The following is a 19710-nucleotide window of genomic DNA, read 5'->3' on the forward strand; positions in this document are numbered from 1 at the left end:
ATGACGATTCTTATTCCATCCTATGAACCGGACGTTCGTTTATTGAATCTGGTTATGCAGTTGCAGACATTTAAGCTTGGCCCGATTGTCATCGTGGATGATGGCAGCGGGGCTGAATACCGTGGAATTTTCGAGACAGCTGAGGCGTATGGTTGTACAGTGCTGACTCATGAGGTCAATCGGGGCAAAGGCCGGGCGCTGAAGACAGGTTTTCAGCATATCAGGGAGCATGGCCCCCAAGGAGGAGTCGTATGTGCAGATAGTGACGGGCAACATCTGCCGCATGATATTCGCAGTATCTTTGAGACACTGCTTACGCAGACAAGCCCTGGCATTGTATTAGGCAGCCGTCGTTTTACGGGGAAGGTGCCAGCCCGTAGCCGTTTCGGTAACCGTGTTACCCGTACTGTATTTGCACTGACAACAGGCAGTAAGGTGTATGATACACAGACGGGACTTCGTGGTTTTCCATATGCGATGCTGGACTGGTTATGCCAAATTCCCGGAGAACGGTTTGAGTATGAGATGAACATGCTGTTAACCGCACATAAGGAAGGATATGAAATTACAGAAGAATTCATTGATACGGTCTATCTGGATCACAATGCGTCATCCCATTTCCATCCTTTGGCAGACTCGTTCCGCATATACATGCCCATTCTGATGTTTAGTACTTCTTCTGTCTTATCTGCTTTGATTGATTTTGGATTATTATTTATCATGCAGTATTTCACACACCATCTGTTCTTGTCTGTCGTAACAGCAAGGCTCTGTAGCTCCGTCTTCAACTACACCATGAATCGCAAATATGTATTTTCCGCAGGTAGAGGCTCCAAGATTGGGCAGTCGTTACCGAAATATTTCTCGCTTGTGGTTCTTGTGCTACTACTAAATTACGGTTTGTTATATTTGTATAATGAACAACTGATTATTCCGCTATTGGCAGCTAAAATTCTAACGGAAATTTCAATCTTTGTGTTCAGCTACTGGGCACAGCGAAGATTTGTATTTTAATTAGCCTAAGGATCGCACGCATCCGTTTAGCTCCAGGCTGCGTTGTCCTGCTGGGTAACAAGTGTGTTCAGTCACTTGGAAAAGTAACATAAAGAGTGAGCCAACGGGCTCGCTCTTTTTCAATTGAAGCAGTTTCCAAAATATTGGATTATGGGGTACGATGGACATAGGGGTTAACGTGAATGAACCTATGGCAGGAGGTAGATCATGTATCTTCGAAGTGTTGAATTAATGTCAGACAAGATTGAGCTACCTGGGGAATATCCCTTTAGTATCCCCTCGATTCATTCCATGGGGAGACTAGCTTTTAGCAATAACGTTACGTTTTTTGTCGGTGAAAATGGATCTGGAAAATCAACATTGCTGGAAGGCATCGCTCATCAATGTGAATTTAATACCGCCGGAGGCGGGCGGAATAATGTGTTTGAAACACATGCATCTGAGTCCTCACTGGGGGACTATCTAAGACTGGCCTGGATGCCTAAAATGCCAAACGGTTTTTTCCTGCGATCGGAATCGTTCTATCAATTTGCGTCACATGTCGATCAGATGCCCGAATCGCTTCGATATTATGGTGGACGTTCGTTGCATGAGCAATCCCACGGGGAGTCTTTTCTTAACTTGTTCCTCAACCGTTTCAGTTCAAAGGGGATTTATCTGCTTGACGAGCCGGAGGCTGCGTTGTCTCCAGCTAGGCAGCTCTCGTTGCTGCGAATTATTCATGACTTGTCGAGTACGTCGCAATTTATCATTGCCACCCATTCCCCCATTCTGCTCGGGTTCCCTGGGGCCGAAATTTTAAGTTTCGATGACGGACATATTCACGAGGTTACGTATGAGGATACAGATCATTATCAGATCACTCGCCGTTTTCTGGAGAACCGGGATCGAATGCTGCATGAATTGTTTAGAGATGATTAACTGGATAACGACAAGCAGAACTACGAATTAAACCGTTAGATATTAGAAGGAGAGATTGGATGAAAACAGGATTGTTAATTGTGGATATGCAAGAGAGCATTGTGCGTCAAAAGATGGATCAGAAGGCTATAGACCGTGCCTGCGAATATATTAATCATGTCGCGAATGTGCTCCGCTCCAATGATCATGTGGTCGTGCATATTCAGGATGTGGAAGGCATGGAAGGAGCAGAACCTGAGCAGTATGAGGTCATTCCCGAGATTGATGTGGATGGGGAAGATATTATCGTAACAAAAGAGAGTTCCAATGCATTTTGGCAGACCAGTCTTGAGCAGACGCTTAAAGATCTGGGCGTTGAACTGCTCATCGTGTCCGGTTTTGCCGCAGAAGAGTGTGTCCTGTTCACATACAATGGTGCGATGGAGCGTGGATTCAGACCCGTGTTATTACAGAACGGTATTCTTAGCACATATTCAGATGCCGTAACTTCAGCCTATAGGGACCGTAATGTGATCTCGTACCCGGTGGTAGATTACTTGATCGGATAGCGGAGGTCATAACGGAGTTTACTGTTCATCAAGATGCTGGTTTTATTCTCAGAGGGGGAAAAGCAGGATGGATGGATACTACACTGGTTTATTAATCGTACTTTCTTGCACGGGGCTGATCTGGACAGTCAAAGGCATTAGTAAAAAGCTACGTCTGATGGTGTTTTTCGGAGTCATTCTGATGCTGGCACCTATACTGGTCATCATGGGCTGGATGGCTTGGTTACCGCTTATAAGCACGGTTGCGCTTGTTGCTTCTTTGGTTGTGCGGAAAGACGTCAAGAGGACAGAACTTTGAAAGAGGGTGAAGCAATGACTAGACGTATTATCGTAACAGGCGGCGCTATAATTCGAGACCATGCAGGGAGAATTTTGCTTCAACGAAGATCGGATTACGGAGATTGGGGACGGGAATGAAGTCGTTTTTGTCATGTTTCTGTTTAATGTTACTGCAGAGTTGGAAGGAAGACTCGCTGAGGATCATAAAAAACTTTTATTTGAAGATGAACAAAAAGAATCGCTACAGCTTGTGTTTCATCAGTTGGATGAGATCGATTTGTCAGCCATCAATAAGGTTCAGCAACCTGTATTTATCGACCTGATGCAAGGTGAAGCCACGCTGCTTCGTCATTGAAATCATAACATCTCTGAATAAAAGGAGGGCTTAAATTGCCTTGGCCAATGGTTCATTTTGCAGTAGCAGCCGAAATCAATTCGCACCCATCTCCGTCTCTATTACTGGGGAGTTTAGCACCGGATTCCATTCATGTGAGAACGAACATACGCAGTGAAAAGGCAAAAACTCACCTAATGGCTGCAGAACATGAATTTCCTACAGATGTTGATTTTCAGCAGGTGATCGAATCGAACAGACAACGGATGCAGCAAGACCGTCAATTTGCGCAATACCTATGCGGTTACGTTGCTCATATTTATACGGATCGAGAGTGGACATATCAGATTTATCCACCATACGAAGCTGACCCGAACGGACGAAGTGTGTACACCCATGATGTGAAAAAGCTGGAGTTCAGAATCCTGCGAGAATACGCTGGTGCTTCGGGGTGGTTAGATCAGCTGATCACAGCAAAAGCATATGAGTTTGGTGGCTTGACAGCACAGGAGGTGTACGAGTACAGGAGAGAAAAGCTGGATTTTTTCATCAATGGGGATAACGAGCCTGTGGATGATTTACATATAGTAACGATGGACTCTATATCGTCTTTTATTAAAAAGACCGCCCTGGATTTGAAAACAAGATTCAAAGAATGGCATGTATATGAGCATCTATAAGTTGAACTATTCATTTACACTTTAACGGAGAGGACAGAAAAAAACTGAAAAAGCGAAGCGGTCGCCTAAAAGCTTTCTGCAAGAAAGCTACATCGGAAGCATATGCTTATCACCGGATTTTCCCCTATGAAAAAGGGAATTCAGAGAATCTGGGGATAACAGCGATTGGAGGTTTATTCTGTCATCGGAGTGGACTGTGTAAAATTTTCAATTCAAATTATATAGATTCTTAGACTGGAAGTGGGGAAACAGGATGGGACAAGTTATTCGTTTGGTGCATTATGAAGAACGATATCATCAGGATTTAACCCGGTTTACGCTGAAAAATGAACAAGTTCACTTCACGGCATTGCCTGCCGAGGTGATCGAAGAGGCTATGATCAATCCGGACAAAGATCCGGTTGTTATTTTACATCAGGCTGTGCCTGTAGGGTTCTTTGTTTTACATAAAGGGTCAGAATACGTGGAGCCGGCGAAATCGGATCAGAAAATACTCATTCGTGCGCTGTCGATCTCGGAACAATATCAAGGGAATGGTTATGCACTGGATGCCATGAAGCAACTGCCTGATTGGGTACGTGAGTTTCACCCAGAAGTCGACGAAATCATTCTCGCTGTGAATGAGGCAAACAAGGCTGCATATCAGTTGTATGTAAAATCTGGTTTTCTTGACCTTGGATTTACCCGAATGGGCAGTCATGGTCTTCAGCATATTTTGCATTACAGTATGAGGTAAGGTGGTAACATAAGCGGACATCAACATGAAGCTCGAACCACATACAAGTAAACAGTGAACAGAGAGGAGATTGTAATCAGAGAGGAGATTGTAATGAAGGCTGAAATCAGACAAGAAAATTTAAATTCCCCAAAACTAAGCTGGCTTTGTATCGAACCGATGCTGGTTTCCGTCCGCGGACAGAGTATGGATGCCAAAAGAAAGGTATACCTGCGGCTAAACGAAGGGCAACAAGCGCTGTACATGTTTTACTCGTTTCACAATCACACTAAAAGTCTCGCAGAGTTTTATTGGTTCTCGGCATATAATATTATCGATTTGCGTAGCTGGAGCGGGATCAGGAAAGGCATGCAATTTTTTGATTTGAATGAGATGGTGGATGTACTGGATAATATTGAAGCTCTTATAACGGATGCCAAAAAATCCGGAGAAACGTGGCACGAAGTATCGCCAACCGATTTGGAACATAACCCTCAGTTACTTCAAAAGACGGGACTGTTATACGCGACATATCAGCAGGAAGCGCAGGAAGCCATTATTACGATGAACGAGTGGGTACGGCAGCATCAGGACTTGGTTTTAGAGGTTAAGGCAGAGGCATAGAAAAACGAGCCAAAGATCGTATAACTACTCTGAAGAGTAGTTTTTTTGTTTTTAATGCAACACAACTACGGGTTCATGCAACAAAACGCAAATTAGTGGGAAGTGTCTTTTCAGATAGGTAATATGAGTGGTGAGAGGAGGGCAACGTGTGAAAGTTATGTTTGAGGGAAATCAGGAGATGCAGTCTAACGAGGTCAAAATAGTAACTCATCCTGCGGAGAAGCCAAGGTGGGATCGTATTCGGGAAGCGATTGGTCAATCCGAGACGGAACTGGTCGTGATTCAGGCGAAAAACAATCGTCAGATAAGGATTAGACTTAGCAGCGTCATTGCCATTGAATCGGAAGACCGCATGTGCGGGGTGCGTGTCGTCACAGGAGAGAGATATTTGCTTAACCAACGTCTAAAATATGTGGAAAAAGATTTACAAGATACTTCATTCGTACGAATCAATAATCAGACGATGATTAACACCACACATATTAGCAACTTTTCAGCTGCCGAACATGCCAGAATCCAGGTTAATCTGACCGATGGCTCCAGCTACTCCGTCAGTCGGTTTTATATCCAAAACTTTAGGAGGAAATTATCATGATCCAACAGCTTAAACATTCATTTTTTCAAGTATTTACGGTCACGACACTTTGGGTAATTCTACTGCTGACAATGTTCTATCGCGAGCAGCCGATCCAAATGTCGTTTCTGTGGAATGTGGCAGGCATTTCGCTCATTGCAGCGTTGTTGTTCGGGGTGATGTATAGTGCGCTTTGGAACCATTTTACGTTAAAGCCGATCTGGAATATCGTCATCTCTTCTACATGTAATATTGCCGGAGGCATGCTCATTATGTGGTTGTTTTCCAGAGAGATGTTTGAGCTCATTGCGCCTTGGTTCCCGGGAATGTGGCTACTATCTATCGTGTTGCACGTTATTGCATTTTATTTTTATGCTAGAATGGATAGCAGGAAAAAAGCGGAAGAATTGAACGACATTCTAAAGTAATCAAGGTGAACGGCTATGAATGAAGATGAATTGTTGCAAATGTACGGACTGGAGCCTGACAAGAAACATCGGGAATCCATTCGTAGGCTACTGCAACAAGAGATGGAGAACCAGGAAGCAGAGGATCATGAGATTTTGAAACTGCTTTGTATCATGTTGTTTTCTATCGGGAACGTAGAGGATACAGAGCTGATCTGGCTGGCCAAACGAAAAAATCAGGACGCAGGCAGTTATATTGATGTGCAGTTGCTTTGCGGTGCGGGTGTTGAAGAGACAATCGTATATTTGGAAAAAAAGGGCGGAGAACAAGCGCACAAGCAATTGCTTTATCTCAGGCAATGCGAGCCTTATGACTTTGTGGATTTTTCCAAAGATCAATGGTTATCTGAATACAAAGCGTATTACGGCGTTTGATGCCAAGAGGGAGGGAGATTGTGAAGCAGGAGAACGTTATACACGTGCAGAAGCAACTGTGTGAGAAATACCATGCAGACTATGTTCCGAGCGAACCCCATCTGAAGGTAGGGATTGCTTGGAACGTGAAGGAGAAGCGTGAACCCATTCACGGAATGCGAATTCAGCCAGAAGGCGATACGACGGGCTGGTACATCTGGGCAGAGGAATATTCGGTAGCCGATGATTTCTTTGTCCCGCTGCATGTTGCACATATCGATGAATGGGATGAGAAGATTAAGCGATATCTCGGGCTTGCTCCAGGGTGGAGGTTCCTAATTGCCGAGGATTATGAAGATGTGTGGTTTGATGAAGGGCTGCTTAATCGATAGGCTGTGTCGAGTTTTGGCAAGATGATTTGTAAATTACAATCTCGCGTTATGGCGCTACCCTACTACATGGATAACTCATGTAGGGTAGCGTGTTTTTTTGTCAGGAGGGGATATGGTCTTGAAGTTGACTTATTTGGTTCGTTCGCAAATCCCACATTATGGGTTATGATGTACCTGGGAGAAAATTTTTACAGCAACAGGAATTCATGGGTTGATAACGAACGGGGAGTGAACTGGAATGATCCGTAAGTTAGCTTTTATCCTCGGTGTTATGTTGTTATTTGTAACGGCTTGTCAGAGTAAAACAGAGCCTGAGGATACACAGAAACCAGATGTTTCGTTAAGTACGAATGACGAATTACCAGTGGATGAAGATGAACCGGCAGTCTCAACGCCACAAGATGAAGTTGTCCCGCCAGAATATGTGGATGAGAGCAAGTATTCCGGTGATGAGCTGGAAATGGTCAAACTAATGAATACACGTATGCGTTACTTATATGAGAAAGATGAAAAGGGGTATATGAGCCTGTTTGCGCCGGAATCACCGATCTCTGGCATGCCGAGTTATACAGTCCGCAAAGTCATTTCCATGGGTGACATTACGATTACGGAACAAAAAAAGATCTATCAAGGTTTTGTGATCATTACGGAGTTGGAAGAAGGGAACATCGAGTCCAGCCCTACCATGGTGTTTTGGAAAAAGAAAGCGGATGGTGATGCTGCGAAATGGATCATTGCGGACATCGATTGATAAGTACAACATGAAAGAAGGTACAGAACGTGGTGCAGAAGACATTATTTGAACTGGTGAATGAGGTGCAGGATGAAGCAACTTTTGTTGCTTTCCTAAGTGCTTTAAGTAAGGATCGGCAAATCTGTGCCGATGAATGGCAGCATGATTCGATAGAATCATTTTTGGAAGCGTCAGCCGATTGGGGGCAGGAATCCATTAAGGGATTGGTGCATTATGAGAAGCCAGATAACCCTTGGAAGCGTTGTGCTCAGATGATGTATATGGGCAAAATTTATGAGTAATAGTCCCGTTGTTTGTGAGCGGATTTCAGAATGGGGTTGTTGAAGGATGAACGGTTCGATGACAGATACGGTTAACCGAAACATATCGTATATGCAAGACAACAGCCGATTTAACTTTCGTGTTGCCGGTATCGTGATGGATACGGACAGAGTTCTTTTACACCAGGCGAAGCAGGATGATTTCTGGAACTTTCCTGGTGGGCGGGTGGAGATGAATGAATCAACGGAGGATGCGATTCGACGCGAGATGATGGAGGAGCTTGGCGTTTCTATTCAGGTTGAGAGGCTGGCATTTGTTTGCGAAGACTTTTATAAGTACGATGACAAAGAGATGCATGAAATTGGATTCTACTATGTGATCTCTTTGCCCGAAGGTCATTCCTTTTATAATGAGCCACAGTTTAATGGTTTGGAGAGAGAGGGCGAATTAACGTTTCGCTGGTTTCCGATCCAAGAGACAGAGCAGATGGAGCTTTACCCTGTTTTTTTGCGCAAAGAACTCGTTAATCTTCGTGATGCGAGCAGCATCAGACACTTCATTCAGAAATAGAGGGGTAGCGAGTGGATATTACATTTATTCGTCATGGTCACGCGGAGCATTTGTTGAATTATCCGAAGGAGCTTAACCGATTACACCCGGGGCTAACTGAACAGGGAAAGAAACAAATCGTAGCCTTACGTAAAGACATCAACATAATTCCTCACGATACTATTGTGGTAAGTCCAACGAAACACACCCTTGAAACGGCAGCATTATTAACGCCGAGAGAGCGTGGTAGTGTTTTAATCAGCCCCTTGGTTGGTCCAAGAATGTTTCCTCAAGATCCGAAGTTTACTCCTTTAGGCTGTGACCTAATCTATTCAAGGGCAGAACTCAGCGTATTATATCCAGATAAGCAATGCATAGATGTTGGAGTAGAAGCCTGGGAAGAAAGCATAAATCAAATGAATACACAACAGTTCACACGATTAGCAGAGCAATTTCTGACATGGTGCAGGAAACAGACGGGCCATACGTTCATCGTGTCACATGATGGTACGATTATGAATTACAGAGTGCTGTTAGGTGAGCATGACCTAACCAGAGATGATTTTCTAGGAGAGGCAGGATACTACACTGCCCGCGATGTTTAGCTTGAGAAGGAGACATGTTTGATGATGCTGTTTCAGCCGATGCAGACACAAAGACTGCATATGAGAGAATTAACTTTGTCCCATCGATTGATCGGCACAGCAGGTTATCACTGTTGGAATCCGAACGTACCATCCAGCGCAGAGATCGGGTTTGATCTATTCCCTTCTTATTGGGGGTAGGGCTGATGCGAGAAGCATTAACGACATTGATTCCTATGGGATGGAACATCATGAAACTGGATTGGATTGAAGCAACTGTGGAGCACAGCGACTGCTGGAAAAATTAAATTTTGTGAAGTCGGACGAATTGAAGGACGGCCTTTTTTATTACACGTTACATAGGTAATCTATTCCATTTGAGTGAGTTAGTCTGATGTACTTAAAAGGTTCGACTGACATCGGATTGGAGGTTCAGATGAAGTCTATTTCCCTTTCATTTTCGATACTATTATCCAGTTTTATTTTAGGAGTGTCATTTATTGTTGGTTCTGTAGTGATGATGAACCAGGACAAAGATCAAAGTAATGGAACGCTGAATCAGACAGCGGATCAACATAAGCCTCTACATGACAAGGTTTTGTTAACATTGAACGAAACCGCCGCCTATCTGGGCATGAACGAAGATCAGGTGATGAGTATTATTAAGACCGAGCAGAGCAGTTTGAATGCTTTTCACCACTTCGAGGGGAAAATGTTTCCCTTTATTAAAGTTCAAGATCAGTTTTATGTAAGCCGGGTTGAACTGGATTTGTGGATACAAGATGCTTCAAGCAACCATCGTAGATACATTAATGGGCAATTGCAATAGTTATGGCATGTACAAAGCCATTCATAGCTTTTGATCATACTTGTATATCGTAATTTTTAGAGAGGAGATATAAAAGGAGAACTAGTTTAGTTTAACTTTTAGAAACGATTATGGAATTCATCGGACAAAAGATTAAAATTACGACCTTAACCGAGCAGGATATCGATTTTATAAGCAAACTGGAATGTGATGCGAGCTTATGGGCTTTTGAAGAAACCGTTGAAACGAAGGAAGAGGACGCTAAGGAAAAGTACCGCAGTCACTTCCCCGTTGAGGGCGAGACACCGTATGCGTATGATTTTGTTATCCGTCGCTTGAATGATGTCGGTGATACACCAGTGGGCATCGTTCAGATGTGGAGTTACGTTGATTTTCGCAAAAGCTGGGAGCTTGGTTTCGCGGTGTTGCCTGAATATGCAGGTAAGGGTTACGGAAGCGAGGCGACCCGGTTATTACTGCAATTTGCATTTAACGAGTTACAAGCACACAAAGTCGTAGGCATGTGTAATGCCGAAAATGTAAAATCAGCGGCTTTAATGCAACATGTAGGCATGACAAGGGAAGCCGTTTTCAAAGAAGAATTATGGTGGCGGAATAAGTGGACGGACCAGTGTTTTTTCTCCATTTTGGACAGAGAGTTTAAGGAGCATGCATTAGACTAAGGCGGCAGTAATCTAAGACACGTCCTAATACAAGAGGGGGTTAATCTAATGATACAGCGTAAACTGGTTTTGCTTAGCGATCTGTATTTTGAGCCCCATGATGAACTGAATGAGAGACTTCGAAGCTTGTTTCAGCACAAAAAGCCCTTAATCGGTTACATCCCTTCCTGTTCCGACCCACAGCGAATATATGTCGAGCACACTCGGCGTTTTTATCGCCAGTTTGGGATGGAAGATGTGCTGTATTATGATCTGGATACCGAGTATGAGGAAAGCATGCTGGACTCTCTTTTCCAATGTGACGCGATTCATCTATCTGGCGGGAATACGTTTTATTTTCTAAGTTTGCTACAGCAACGAAATAGGTTTGAACAGCTACGTTCCTATGTCAGTGACGGTGGGACTTTGATTGGGGTTAGCGCGGGAAGTATTCTGATGACACCTACGATCCAAATAGCTGGATACGGTGAGGATGCAGACGAGAATCATATCGGTTTGACCGAATTACAGGCCCTTGCTCTTGTAGATTTTGAGTTTGCACCCCACTGGGATCGTTCGGAAGAGATGATGCAACCATTCAGAGAATATGCTCAAAACCATCAAACCCAAGTATATGCGTGTCCGGATGGCGGGGCTGTTGTTGTTGAAAAGGAATCACTTGAATTATACGGCGGGGCAACTCCTGCTCTGTAAAGAGAGGATGAAGAGTAGATGCGTGATATCCAAGTGTACCACTATGAAGCTTTTTCAAGCATTCCAGGCAAGGGCAACCCGGCGGGCGTTGTTTTTGAAGCAGATCATCTGAGTGAAGTGACAATGCAACAGATTGCTCATGCTGTCGGTTTTAATGAGACGGTATTTGTATTGAAGTCTGAAACGGCCGATGTCCGGTTGCGTTATTTCACTCCGGGTCACGAGATTAATCTGTGTGGTCACGCGACCATGGCGGCAATGTATGGACTTAAGACACATGATTTACTACAAGGAAAAGACTCTATCACGATTGAAACGAACGTAGGTATATTACCAATCCAGTTTGAGCAACAAGATGACACTTGGTTGATGGAGATGAAGCAGGACCAGCCACGTTTTGTTCCCTTTCAAGGCGATGTAGAAAAGCTTGCTAGGTCTATTCATCTGACAACGGATGATTTGGATATGACCATGCCCATCGTATATGGAAGTACAGGTACGTGGACGCTATTAATTCCGATTCGTCGTTTAGATGCATTTGTTAAAATGAAACCGGATTCTTCTCAGTTCCCGGACATTTTATCTGAAAATCCCAAGTCATCCTTACATCCCTTCTGCTTCGAAACTCGCGATGATGATGCTCTCATGCATGCAAGGCATTTTTCTTCGCCATATTCAGGCACAACAGAAGACCCTGTCACAGGTACCGCATCAGGGGTGATGGGTGCCTATGTTTTGACATATGTGAATCAGGAGATTCACGAGGTTGATTTTACAGTAGAGCAAGGGCATGAGATGGATAGAGATGGTAAGGTTCAGGTGAGCATACGTCGGGAGCAAGAGGGAATGGATGTCCGAATTAGAGGAACGGCTGTTTATGTACGGAAGATGAATGTGGAGATCGACAGTTGAGTTGATGACAGAAGGAGAGAAAGTCAATATGGACGAAAAGGCCGTATTGAGCAGGCTAATCGATATATTAAAGGAAGAGTTAGCCGACGCGTTAACAGGCGTGTATTTGCATGGCTCCATGGCGATGGGATGTTTCCATCCGTTGCGGAGTGATATCGATATTTTAGTTGTATGTCGTGAGAAAAGATCCTCTGAGAGTTACCGCAGAATCGCCGACCAACTGATACGTATAGAAGATGAGATGCATATCCCGAAAGGGTTTGAGATTAGCATTATACTAGAGTCAGCTGTAACACGTGGTCAATACCCTACGCCATTTGAGTTTCATTATTCTGCATATCACCGGGAGAAGTACAGAAATGATCCTGAATATCTCTGCGGTGGTCATGAAGACCCGGATGTTGTTGCACATATGGCGGTGATCTATGACCGAGGTATGGTGCTGTATGGCAAGCCGATCAAGGAACTTTTCCAACCGGCGAACCGCGAGTGTGTCATCCATTCGATCGCCTCCGATGCAGATTCAGCGTTGGAAGAAATCGTGGATAATCCGGTCTATTACGTATTAAGTTTGTCGCGCGTGCTGTTGTATATTCAGGAATCAGTGATTTACTCCAAGCGAGAGGCTGGAGAGCGTGCGGTGGCAGAAGCATTGCCTGAACATCGGGAACTTATCTCGCAATGTTTGGCTAAGTACAACGGGGAACGTGAATCGGTCAATGTGGAACATGCACGTTTAAGAGATTATGCCGAATATATGCTCAAACAAATTCATGAAGCTATGCAGGCTTAAAGGAGAACATGACATATGAAAGAGTCACAACGGATCAAATGGGAGAAACAATTACAGCAAGGAAAAAGGCATCATATTCTGGTGCGTGGCGTTTTGGGCTGGGGTCTGCCACTCGCTTTTCTGTACACGTTGGTGATGACGTCATGGAGCGGACAAAGTTTAACCCTGAATGGTGAGTTTTATGTAAACTTACTGACGGCACTTGTTCTGTTTCCCGCCGCTGGCATCTGGTATGGTGCCTGGACGTGGAAAATCCTGAAAATGAAAGTCGAGCAAGGCAGAAGGTAACAGCATTTCATAGTGTATGCGTTAGTAATTGAAGGGGGTAAGAGCGTGGATGAGACACTAGAGTCACAGATCCAGTTTCTGATTGAAATAGACAAGCTGAAAACGATTGAACGAAGAACAAGAATTATCCATGGCGAGCGGCTCGAAAATGATGCGGAACATTCTTGGCATCTAGCCATGATGGCGTTAATATTGCATGGTCATGCTAACAAGGAAATCGACATGCTTAAAGTGATCAAGATGTTACTTGTTCATGACCTTGTTGAAATTGACGCCGGTGATACCTTTGCGTATGACACCCAAGGAAACACAGATAAACATGAACGAGAGCTTAAGGCTGCACATCGGTTATTCGGTATGTTGCCAGAAGACCAAGCCGAAGAACTGTTAAGTCTGTGGATGGAGTTCGAGACCAAAGAGACACCGGAGGCCAGGTTTGCTTCTTCCATGGATCGGTTGCAGCCGATCATTCATAATCATCAGAATGAAGGTGACACATGGCAGAAATATAACATTACGAGTGATCAGGTATTAAATCGTAATGCCGAAATTGCGAATGGGTCGGCAACGCTGTGGAAGTATGCACAACAAATCGTACAAGATTCGGTAGATCAGGGGATATTGAAACAATCCGGTTTCTAAGTAAACTGGGGCTGTTTTTACTACATTTGGACTCAGGAGGATAACATGGGATACATCATGGATTTGCGAAAAATGGTAGGCACACGTCCCTTGATCATGGCAGGTTCATGTGTACTGGTGTTTAACGAGCAGGGTCACCTGCTACTCCAGAAACGAACAGATAGCTTGGATTGGGGCACTATTGGCGGTTCGCTTGAACCGGGTGAATCATTGGAAGAGACTGCTGCGCGTGAATTATATGAAGAAGCTGGTCTACGAGCAGAGGCATATAAGCTGATTACCATATTTTCGGGTCAGGATATGTATTACCGTTATCCGCATGGAGATGAGGTATACAATGTCATGGCAATCTATGAAGCAGGGGGCATTACGGGCAGTCCGACGGTGATGGATGATGAAGGGTTAGAGCTCAGGTACTTCGACTTGACTCAGCCGATTCCTGATATCAATCCATTCACCAAATATGTGCTGTCCAAAGCGGGATATATCCAAGGTTAGTAAGCGTTTCGCACAATATTATCATTTTTCTCTCAGTGATTTACGGATACTGATTTAGTATGATAAGAGTATCATTTTGCAAAGAGAGAGGGTTAGACATGGATACATTTTTACAGCAAATTAACGAGTTAAATAAGCTTCAGACCGAGCTGGTCAGCCTGCATCCTTTTTTTGCAGAACACCATCCGGTTGTTGTAGCGCACGAATCGTTGTTATATATCTTTGATTATTCATCTGAAACCGGGCAGTATGAATGGGTCAAAACCGTACCGGATGACTTGTATATTCCCGATGACTGTCTCGGCGCAATGCCTGTACACCATATGGACAATCGCATGTGCGCGATCGTGACGGCGTCTGTTTTCAAAGATTTAGAGCAGAAGGTTTTTCTGTTCCATGAATACGTGCATTGTTCTGTCTATGGGAAATATGGGGAACGGATTGTTGACCGTCTGCAGATTAAACATAAAATGACCCAGCTTAAGCGTGTAACCTGGGAGATCGATTATGAGTTTCCGTACGAAGATGAGACTGTTGCCGGGCGAATCGATTCTCTTCTATCTGCGTTGAAAAGTGAGGATTTACAGCAAATTCAGGCGGCGCGAACGGCGTTGTTCCAATCTCTTACAGAAGAGCAAGCGGAATACTGGAGCTGGTTGGAGTGGAATGAAGGTTTCGCGCGGTATATCGAGAATTTGATTCGAGCCAAGTATGGATTGGAGCCTAATCATGTTGGCGATACAGCACCTTTTAACCGCCTCGTATTTTACGAGTGTGGGTCGGAATATATCCGTTTGCTGGTAAAGGAACAGCCTGCGTACCATACGGATCTGGAGAAGTTGTTTGACCGGATGCAGGACGAGAGAGTGGCAGGTTTGGTGAGCTAACGAGAGATTAAATTTACAACCATTTCTTCAACGGAAAAAGGAGATCTGTCTATGCCTCTGCCTATGGTACATCTAAGTGTAGCTCATCGATTGGCTGATATGTTGCCTGAGCCCCTGGACCTGGGAGCATTTTATCTCGGAAATATTGCGCCGGATGCCATTCACATACGTGAGGGCACGACCAAGGACGACAAGCAGCATACTCATTTTTATCCTGAGCAAGAAAACAATTATACCGGACGTCTCCAGAAGTTTTATGGTGATTACATTAGCGAGCGCACGAGTGAAGGCTGGACTTCCTTTGTTCTCGGTTACTTCATGCATGTGATGACGGATTATTACTGGTTTCGAAGTGTTTATCCCACATTCATGGAACAGGTTTGTGAGCATGACCAGCGTGATGGAGTCGTGCGAACCAAGGAAGACCTGTCCCGTTTATATTACGAGGAGACGGATCAGATTGATTTTAATCTGTATCACACCATGAATTGGAGCGAAGAAGTATGGTCAGCCTTAAATAACTCGTCAGGGTATGAAATGACAAATCGTTTAACGGCGGATGAAATTCTAGGCTGGCGGGAGCGTACGTTTTCTTTTTTGCATGGGGAAGCACCGGGCATTATTCCGTGTTACATTACCGAAGAGGTTGTACAAGCTTTTGTTCAAAAAACAGTCCCACGCTTAATCGACTTATTAGCTGAATGGGAGGCCTATAAGTGAGACATATCGGAATGTTGCTTCTATTCTTCAGCGTCATATTCATTGCAGCGTGCGGTGGCAACAATTCGAGTGAGATGGGCTCCAAAGAGGCTGAGAAAATGGAACAGAGTCAGGGAATTCCTATCTTAATTACGTTAGCGTGTAATGAGGCTCACTTCTCTAAAACGTGCCGCGATGTAGAATTTGACCGCGCTGACGAGATTCAGATCGTTACCGAAGTGATATTCAGTGCCGAGCGTATGCAGGGGGTACTTGATTATGCTGCGGAGTACAAGATGAACATCACATACGCAGACGGTTCCGTTACTCGGTATGATCTTTCACTGGGTACAGATCCTAAGTCGCAAGGTTTGCTTGTAAACCAGAAGGATACGATGACCGGATATACGATCCCTCTTGAGAACGCGAATAAACTGAGACAAATCATTCAGCGGCGTACGGACTAAATGGAGCACACAGACAAACAACATGAATACAGGCTTATAGATGAATGGAGTGCAGGCAAGTTGATAACAATCGGAACACTGACGGCAGCAGATGTGGATGGAGCATATCATATTTTTGAGACAACGATTCCAGAAGCATATCGTCAGGAAGGAATCGGCTCCCTTCTGGATGAGATTCAGGAAGAGATCGAGCATAAAAAGGCTGTAGTACAAGCTGTTTTACAGCATGAGCCTGATCTCGAACCAACGAAGACGGCTCCCTTTTTCCTTGTTGCCCGGAAAGACGGTAAGGTTGTGGGGACGATTTCATATGGGCCTTGCGGGAAAGTCGTTCAGGAATGCACCAGCCATCGTCTGGATCACGTTGGAACGCTGGGCTCCCTGTATGTTTTACCTGAACTGCAGGGTCAGGGGATTGCTTCTGCGCTTATTACAGCACTGGTCACCGAACTACAGGAGCGGGGGATTACCCAATTTTGTCTGGACAGTGGTTATCGGATCGCACAGCGGAAGTGGCGGCGGAAGTTTGGAGAGCCGTATGTTGTAGTGAAGGACTACTGGGGCGAAGGCAGCGAAAATATGGTATGGTTGTGTGAAGTACAGGATTTTACTGGAAAATAAACGAAAACAAAAGATGACCCCCTGCACGTGAACAGGAGTCATCTTTTTTTACTTCTTTTACTTAAAGCGCATCGCTACATAAGCATTATCGTAAAGTATACAGACAGAAGACAAAAAGAGAAGAGAGGAGAGGGACTGCAACATGACAGAAACAACAGATGCACCAGATAAAACAGGAACAACAGGAACAGAGGAATGGAGCCCGCCGCAACAGAAGCTTTCCCCTCATGCTATAAGCTTGTGGAGAGTTAGCGCGATCCTCTACAACGTCATAGGCTTTGTGGTATTGGCAGCGTTGCTTATACTGGACTCCGTGTATGATTGGAGGCCGTGGATCGGCTGGATTTTATGGGGAGTCACGGTTATATCCGCAGGTTATGCCGTGTGGGATATATTTTTGCAGCCCGTGTGGTTGTATCGATATTGGTTTTATGGCGTTAACGCAGAGTTTGTGCAATTGAAGCACGGGGCATTGAACAAGGTGCATCAGGTCATTCCGATGGCCAAGGTGCAATCCGTATCAACCAATCAGGGGCCACTCATGAGAAAATACGGACTGTACTCGGTGTCCATCGGAACGATGGGTTCATCCCACCATATCCCGGCCTTGCCGGAAGATGTGGCATTGGCGCTACGTAACCAGATTGCGGATTATGCCCGGATTAACGAGGTGGATGAATGACGGAGATGAAACGGCATCATGCTCTCAGCTTGTTGTGGAGCCTGGGCAATCTGCTTAAAAGCACATTTGCCTTTATTCTGTTTTTATTCGTATTCCGTGCAGGATCGGATTCGACATGGGTCTTCTATGCGAGAATCATCTTTTACATCGGTATTTCCATCGCACTGATCTCTATCATCTGGAAATGGTTCACAACACGTTATGCAGCCGATGAGAAAGCTTTCCATATCTACACGGGAGCATTCAGTCGAACCCGCAGAACGATCCCGTATACGAAAGTACAAAATGTGAGCCGGCATACGAGCTTTTTTCATCGATTATTCGGTGTAACCTCTATACGCTTCGAAACGGGTATCAAGGGGGATGATGCGACGTTTCTGTTACAGGTCGTTTCGGTTTCTGAAGCAGAACGGTTAGAAAAGCAGGTAGCCCTTCATTTATCCGAGGTCCAAGATACGGTTGAAGGAATTATGGATGATGAGCGGAACGTACAGGATGAGAAAAGCTTACTTGCAGAGCGGGATATCGAAACTGAAGAACAAGCAGGCAGTGACGTAAGCGCAAATGCCAATGACAATGCCAATGGAATTAAAGGCAAACTCGAACACGTCGTTCACTATCGTTCTACGCGCAAAGATGTGTTCAAAGCATCGTTTACCTCACTTAGTTTTCTGGTGTTGATCCCGATCTTGGGTTCCTTGTACTCAACCGTAAAGGATTTCTTCCCGGACGAAACCGTAACCGAAAGCCTTGTATTATCCTGGCTTGAATCATGGTGGGTAACGAGCCTGATCATCCTGCTATTGATCCTTATATCCGTCGGGCTTGGCATTGTTCGTACCTTTGTGAAATATGGAGATTTCCAGATCACGTCCGATGACAAGCGAATTTATATTACGAAGGGCATGCTGGAAAAGACATCGTTCTCGATTCAGAAAGACCGTGTACAGGCCGTCAAGATTACACAGTCCCTGATGAAAAGAATGCTGGGTCTTGCCGAGGTAGAACTAACAACCGCTGGTAGTTTGGGTGAAGCTAGCCAGGAGATTAACACACTATATCCCTTTTTACCTGTGAGAGAGGCCTATCGCATTATTGAAGAAATGCTACCTTCCTATCATGTGACGGAGGAAATGCAGAGGTTGCCGCAAAAAGCGTTGTGGTTGCGTGTACTTAAACCAAACTGGTTGTGGATCATCGTAACGGGTGTGCTAGCATACTTCAAACCGGTTTTGTTCAGCATGGAACAGTCATGGTGGATGATTTCGCTACTGTTGATCGTGTGCATTACAACGTGTAGGGTGGTTAATTTTTATCATACGCGGTATGCATTGAACGATCAGTTCATTCAGTTTCGCTCAGGTGCGCTGACTTCGACACTGTTTCTGTCCAAACGGGAAAAGGTCATTGAAATCAAGATTACACGTCATCCCTTGCAGCGCAAGTTAGGGCTGGCTTCCATCCATACCGTAAATCGTGCCAAACCTGTCATGCATCATCATGTTCACGATATACCGGGTGACGTGGCGAACGCGTTCCAGATGTGGTACATGAGGCGCTCCAACGAGGTGCAGATCCGGGTAGACAAAGGCAGGGGGGCGTTAAGATGAGTAAAACGAAAAAGATCGTATCATGGACGATTGGCATTACGCTGATTTTATTGATTCTCACGCCATTTATCTATGTAAAAGCTAACAAAATGATCTATGCACATCGTGTCACGACATATTTAACGGAGCAGAAACATTATTCTCCTAATGAGATTGAATCCGTAGAAGGCGTCTGGAGTGTGAAATTGCCACCCTTCCTTGCTGTAGTAAAGTTTAAGGATGAACCGGATGTGGAGTATATATATTTTGCACATAATGATGTAATTCAGTTCAGCCACCGCATTTCGGAAGAGGCGAAGAAGAGCGGCAAAACGAAATCAGACCTGAAGCATTTCGAGCCAATGGACGATCAGCATTAGAGGAGAAGAGGAAGAGGA

The 19710-nt window shown here is 44.6% G+C and carries 32 protein-coding genes; all 32 read left to right on the top strand.

Annotated elements, in window-relative coordinates; all coding sequences use genetic code 11:
• The 32 genes from Q9R46_RS03505 (at position 1) to Q9R46_RS03660 (ending at position 19692) form a co-directional block, all read left to right on the top strand.
• Positions 1-1014 carry a GtrA family protein gene (locus Q9R46_RS03505; protein WP_311278990.1) on the top strand — a complete coding sequence of 338 codons (1014 nt, stop codon included), beginning with the start codon at positions 1-3 and terminating at the stop codon, positions 1012-1014.
• A 207-nt stretch (positions 1015-1221) separates the two neighbouring features.
• Positions 1222-1935: an AAA family ATPase gene (locus Q9R46_RS03510; protein WP_311278991.1), complete on the top strand. Its 714-nt coding sequence runs from the start codon at positions 1222-1224 to the stop codon at positions 1933-1935.
• Positions 1936-1994: 59 nt separating this feature from the next.
• Positions 1995-2483 (top strand): cysteine hydrolase family protein, encoded by a 489-nt coding sequence (locus Q9R46_RS03515; RefSeq protein WP_145328747.1) that lies wholly within the window; start codon positions 1995-1997, stop codon positions 2481-2483.
• Between the two features lie 67 nt (positions 2484-2550).
• Positions 2551-2781, top strand: a complete 231-nt coding sequence (locus tag Q9R46_RS03520) for a hypothetical protein (RefSeq protein ID WP_311278992.1) — start codon at positions 2551-2553, stop codon at positions 2779-2781.
• A gap of 132 nt (positions 2782-2913) precedes the next feature.
• Entirely contained in the window at positions 2914-3117 is a 204-nt protein-coding gene (locus Q9R46_RS03525) for a hypothetical protein (protein ID WP_311278993.1), read from the top strand.
• A 35-nt stretch (positions 3118-3152) separates the two neighbouring features.
• A complete protein-coding gene (locus tag Q9R46_RS03530; RefSeq protein WP_311278994.1) occupies positions 3153-3776 on the top strand; it encodes a hypothetical protein in 624 nt (207 codons plus the stop codon).
• A gap of 253 nt (positions 3777-4029) precedes the next feature.
• Entirely contained in the window at positions 4030-4512 is a 483-nt protein-coding gene (locus tag Q9R46_RS03535; protein ID WP_311278995.1) for a GNAT family N-acetyltransferase, read from the top strand.
• Between the two features lie 93 nt (positions 4513-4605).
• Complete coding sequence (locus Q9R46_RS03540; protein ID WP_311278996.1) at positions 4606-5115, top strand: hypothetical protein; 510 nt, start codon at positions 4606-4608, stop codon at positions 5113-5115.
• Positions 5116-5272: 157 nt separating this feature from the next.
• Positions 5273-5710: a LytTR family DNA-binding domain-containing protein gene (locus Q9R46_RS03545; RefSeq protein WP_311280940.1), complete on the top strand. Its 438-nt coding sequence runs from the start codon at positions 5273-5275 to the stop codon at positions 5708-5710.
• Positions 5707-6117 (top strand): hypothetical protein, encoded by a 411-nt coding sequence (locus tag Q9R46_RS03550; protein WP_311278997.1) that lies wholly within the window; start codon positions 5707-5709, stop codon positions 6115-6117. Before Q9R46_RS03545 ends, Q9R46_RS03550 begins: the two co-directional genes overlap by 4 nt.
• A gap of 15 nt (positions 6118-6132) precedes the next feature.
• Positions 6133-6531, top strand: a complete 399-nt coding sequence (locus tag Q9R46_RS03555; RefSeq protein WP_311278998.1) for a hypothetical protein — start codon at positions 6133-6135, stop codon at positions 6529-6531.
• A gap of 20 nt (positions 6532-6551) precedes the next feature.
• Positions 6552-6902: an immunity protein Imm33 domain-containing protein gene (locus Q9R46_RS03560; RefSeq protein WP_397386323.1), complete on the top strand. Its 351-nt coding sequence runs from the start codon at positions 6552-6554 to the stop codon at positions 6900-6902.
• Positions 6903-7140: 238 nt separating this feature from the next.
• Entirely contained in the window at positions 7141-7653 is a 513-nt protein-coding gene (locus tag Q9R46_RS03565; protein WP_311278999.1) for a hypothetical protein, read from the top strand.
• 29 nt (positions 7654-7682) lie between these two features.
• Positions 7683-7937 (top strand): DUF7660 family protein, encoded by a 255-nt coding sequence (locus tag Q9R46_RS03570; RefSeq protein ID WP_311279000.1) that lies wholly within the window; start codon positions 7683-7685, stop codon positions 7935-7937.
• A gap of 58 nt (positions 7938-7995) precedes the next feature.
• Entirely contained in the window at positions 7996-8487 is a 492-nt protein-coding gene (locus tag Q9R46_RS03575) for an NUDIX hydrolase (RefSeq protein ID WP_311279001.1), read from the top strand.
• An 11-nt stretch (positions 8488-8498) separates the two neighbouring features.
• Positions 8499-9071, top strand: a complete 573-nt coding sequence (locus Q9R46_RS03580; RefSeq protein WP_311279002.1) for a histidine phosphatase family protein — start codon at positions 8499-8501, stop codon at positions 9069-9071.
• Positions 9072-9092: 21 nt separating this feature from the next.
• Positions 9093-9251, top strand: coding sequence for a GNAT family N-acetyltransferase (locus Q9R46_RS03585; protein WP_311279003.1), 159 nt, complete (start codon positions 9093-9095; stop codon positions 9249-9251).
• Between the two features lie 235 nt (positions 9252-9486).
• Positions 9487-9879 carry a hypothetical protein gene (locus Q9R46_RS03590; protein ID WP_311279004.1) on the top strand — a complete coding sequence of 131 codons (393 nt, stop codon included), beginning with the start codon at positions 9487-9489 and terminating at the stop codon, positions 9877-9879.
• 110 nt (positions 9880-9989) lie between these two features.
• The gene (locus tag Q9R46_RS03595) at positions 9990-10541 is read left to right on the top strand and encodes a GNAT family N-acetyltransferase (RefSeq protein ID WP_311279005.1); all 552 of its coding nucleotides are present in this window, start codon (positions 9990-9992) and stop codon (positions 10539-10541) included.
• Positions 10542-10589: 48 nt separating this feature from the next.
• Complete coding sequence (locus Q9R46_RS03600) at positions 10590-11234, top strand: Type 1 glutamine amidotransferase-like domain-containing protein (protein ID WP_311279006.1); 645 nt, start codon at positions 10590-10592, stop codon at positions 11232-11234.
• A gap of 18 nt (positions 11235-11252) precedes the next feature.
• The gene (locus Q9R46_RS03605) at positions 11253-12146 is read left to right on the top strand and encodes a PhzF family phenazine biosynthesis isomerase (protein WP_311279007.1); all 894 of its coding nucleotides are present in this window, start codon (positions 11253-11255) and stop codon (positions 12144-12146) included.
• 28 nt (positions 12147-12174) lie between these two features.
• Positions 12175-12939 (top strand): aminoglycoside adenylyltransferase domain-containing protein, encoded by a 765-nt coding sequence (locus Q9R46_RS03610; protein ID WP_311279008.1) that lies wholly within the window; start codon positions 12175-12177, stop codon positions 12937-12939.
• Positions 12940-12954: 15 nt separating this feature from the next.
• Positions 12955-13227, top strand: coding sequence for a hypothetical protein (locus Q9R46_RS03615; protein WP_145328782.1), 273 nt, complete (start codon positions 12955-12957; stop codon positions 13225-13227).
• Between the two features lie 45 nt (positions 13228-13272).
• Positions 13273-13869, top strand: coding sequence for an HD domain-containing protein (locus Q9R46_RS03620; protein ID WP_311279009.1), 597 nt, complete (start codon positions 13273-13275; stop codon positions 13867-13869).
• A gap of 45 nt (positions 13870-13914) precedes the next feature.
• Positions 13915-14367: an NUDIX hydrolase gene (locus Q9R46_RS03625; protein WP_145328786.1), complete on the top strand. Its 453-nt coding sequence runs from the start codon at positions 13915-13917 to the stop codon at positions 14365-14367.
• 98 nt (positions 14368-14465) lie between these two features.
• Complete coding sequence (locus tag Q9R46_RS03630; protein ID WP_145328788.1) at positions 14466-15254, top strand: hypothetical protein; 789 nt, start codon at positions 14466-14468, stop codon at positions 15252-15254.
• Positions 15255-15305: 51 nt separating this feature from the next.
• Positions 15306-15974, top strand: a complete 669-nt coding sequence (locus tag Q9R46_RS03635) for a zinc dependent phospholipase C family protein (protein ID WP_311279010.1) — start codon at positions 15306-15308, stop codon at positions 15972-15974.
• Positions 15971-16420, top strand: coding sequence for a YhfM domain-containing protein (locus Q9R46_RS03640; protein WP_311279011.1), 450 nt, complete (start codon positions 15971-15973; stop codon positions 16418-16420). The genes Q9R46_RS03635 and Q9R46_RS03640 overlap by 4 nt, the downstream gene beginning before the upstream one ends.
• Before the next feature lie 60 nt (positions 16421-16480).
• The gene (locus tag Q9R46_RS03645) at positions 16481-17041 is read left to right on the top strand and encodes a GNAT family N-acetyltransferase (protein ID WP_260984468.1); all 561 of its coding nucleotides are present in this window, start codon (positions 16481-16483) and stop codon (positions 17039-17041) included.
• Between the two features lie 142 nt (positions 17042-17183).
• A complete protein-coding gene (locus tag Q9R46_RS03650) occupies positions 17184-17723 on the top strand; it encodes a PH domain-containing protein (protein WP_311279012.1) in 540 nt (179 codons plus the stop codon).
• Positions 17720-19333, top strand: a complete 1614-nt coding sequence (locus Q9R46_RS03655) for a PH domain-containing protein (protein WP_311279013.1) — start codon at positions 17720-17722, stop codon at positions 19331-19333. Before Q9R46_RS03650 ends, Q9R46_RS03655 begins: the two co-directional genes overlap by 4 nt.
• Positions 19330-19692, top strand: coding sequence for a DUF3139 domain-containing protein (locus Q9R46_RS03660; protein ID WP_311279014.1), 363 nt, complete (start codon positions 19330-19332; stop codon positions 19690-19692). Before Q9R46_RS03655 ends, Q9R46_RS03660 begins: the two co-directional genes overlap by 4 nt.
• Positions 19693-19710: the final 18 nt, after the last annotated feature.

Source organism: Paenibacillus sp. RRE4 (assembly GCF_031844205.1).
Taxonomy (GTDB): domain Bacteria; phylum Bacillota; class Bacilli; order Paenibacillales; family Paenibacillaceae; genus Paenibacillus; species Paenibacillus xylanexedens_B.

What these genes read in the sequence shown, in the direction of transcription:
- Q9R46_RS03605 (WP_311279007.1), top strand. Translation starts at nt 11,253, where the DNA reads ATGCGTGATATCCAAGTGTACCACTATGAAGCTTTTTCAAGCATTCCA.
- Q9R46_RS03600 (WP_311279006.1), top strand. Translation starts at nt 10,590, where the DNA reads ATGATACAGCGTAAACTGGTTTTGCTTAGCGATCTGTATTTTGAGCCC.
- Q9R46_RS03505 (WP_311278990.1), top strand. Translation starts at nt 1, where the DNA reads ATGACGATTCTTATTCCATCCTATGAACCGGACGTTCGTTTATTGAAT.
- Q9R46_RS03540 (WP_311278996.1), top strand. Translation starts at nt 4,606, where the DNA reads ATGAAGGCTGAAATCAGACAAGAAAATTTAAATTCCCCAAAACTAAGC.
- Q9R46_RS03525 (WP_311278993.1), top strand. Translation starts at nt 2,914, where the DNA reads ATGTTTCTGTTTAATGTTACTGCAGAGTTGGAAGGAAGACTCGCTGAG.
- Q9R46_RS03610 (WP_311279008.1), top strand. Translation starts at nt 12,175, where the DNA reads ATGGACGAAAAGGCCGTATTGAGCAGGCTAATCGATATATTAAAGGAA.
- Q9R46_RS03625 (WP_145328786.1), top strand. Translation starts at nt 13,915, where the DNA reads ATGGGATACATCATGGATTTGCGAAAAATGGTAGGCACACGTCCCTTG.
- Q9R46_RS03635 (WP_311279010.1), top strand. Translation starts at nt 15,306, where the DNA reads ATGCCTCTGCCTATGGTACATCTAAGTGTAGCTCATCGATTGGCTGAT.
- Q9R46_RS03550 (WP_311278997.1), top strand. Translation starts at nt 5,707, where the DNA reads ATGATCCAACAGCTTAAACATTCATTTTTTCAAGTATTTACGGTCACG.
- Q9R46_RS03535 (WP_311278995.1), top strand. Translation starts at nt 4,030, where the DNA reads ATGGGACAAGTTATTCGTTTGGTGCATTATGAAGAACGATATCATCAG.
- Q9R46_RS03515 (WP_145328747.1), top strand. Translation starts at nt 1,995, where the DNA reads ATGAAAACAGGATTGTTAATTGTGGATATGCAAGAGAGCATTGTGCGT.
- Q9R46_RS03615 (WP_145328782.1), top strand. Translation starts at nt 12,955, where the DNA reads ATGAAAGAGTCACAACGGATCAAATGGGAGAAACAATTACAGCAAGGA.
- Q9R46_RS03630 (WP_145328788.1), top strand. Translation starts at nt 14,466, where the DNA reads ATGGATACATTTTTACAGCAAATTAACGAGTTAAATAAGCTTCAGACC.
- Q9R46_RS03545 (WP_311280940.1), top strand. Translation starts at nt 5,273, where the DNA reads ATGTTTGAGGGAAATCAGGAGATGCAGTCTAACGAGGTCAAAATAGTA.
- Q9R46_RS03660 (WP_311279014.1), top strand. Translation starts at nt 19,330, where the DNA reads ATGAGTAAAACGAAAAAGATCGTATCATGGACGATTGGCATTACGCTG.
- Q9R46_RS03520 (WP_311278992.1), top strand. Translation starts at nt 2,551, where the DNA reads ATGGATGGATACTACACTGGTTTATTAATCGTACTTTCTTGCACGGGG.
- Q9R46_RS03590 (WP_311279004.1), top strand. Translation starts at nt 9,487, where the DNA reads ATGAAGTCTATTTCCCTTTCATTTTCGATACTATTATCCAGTTTTATT.
- Q9R46_RS03595 (WP_311279005.1), top strand. Translation starts at nt 9,990, where the DNA reads ATGGAATTCATCGGACAAAAGATTAAAATTACGACCTTAACCGAGCAG.
- Q9R46_RS03555 (WP_311278998.1), top strand. Translation starts at nt 6,133, where the DNA reads ATGAATGAAGATGAATTGTTGCAAATGTACGGACTGGAGCCTGACAAG.
- Q9R46_RS03565 (WP_311278999.1), top strand. Translation starts at nt 7,141, where the DNA reads ATGATCCGTAAGTTAGCTTTTATCCTCGGTGTTATGTTGTTATTTGTA.
- Q9R46_RS03650 (WP_311279012.1), top strand. Translation starts at nt 17,184, where the DNA reads ATGACAGAAACAACAGATGCACCAGATAAAACAGGAACAACAGGAACA.
- Q9R46_RS03655 (WP_311279013.1), top strand. Translation starts at nt 17,720, where the DNA reads ATGACGGAGATGAAACGGCATCATGCTCTCAGCTTGTTGTGGAGCCTG.
- Q9R46_RS03510 (WP_311278991.1), top strand. Translation starts at nt 1,222, where the DNA reads ATGTATCTTCGAAGTGTTGAATTAATGTCAGACAAGATTGAGCTACCT.
- Q9R46_RS03585 (WP_311279003.1), top strand. Translation starts at nt 9,093, where the DNA reads ATGATGCTGTTTCAGCCGATGCAGACACAAAGACTGCATATGAGAGAA.
- Q9R46_RS03575 (WP_311279001.1), top strand. Translation starts at nt 7,996, where the DNA reads ATGACAGATACGGTTAACCGAAACATATCGTATATGCAAGACAACAGC.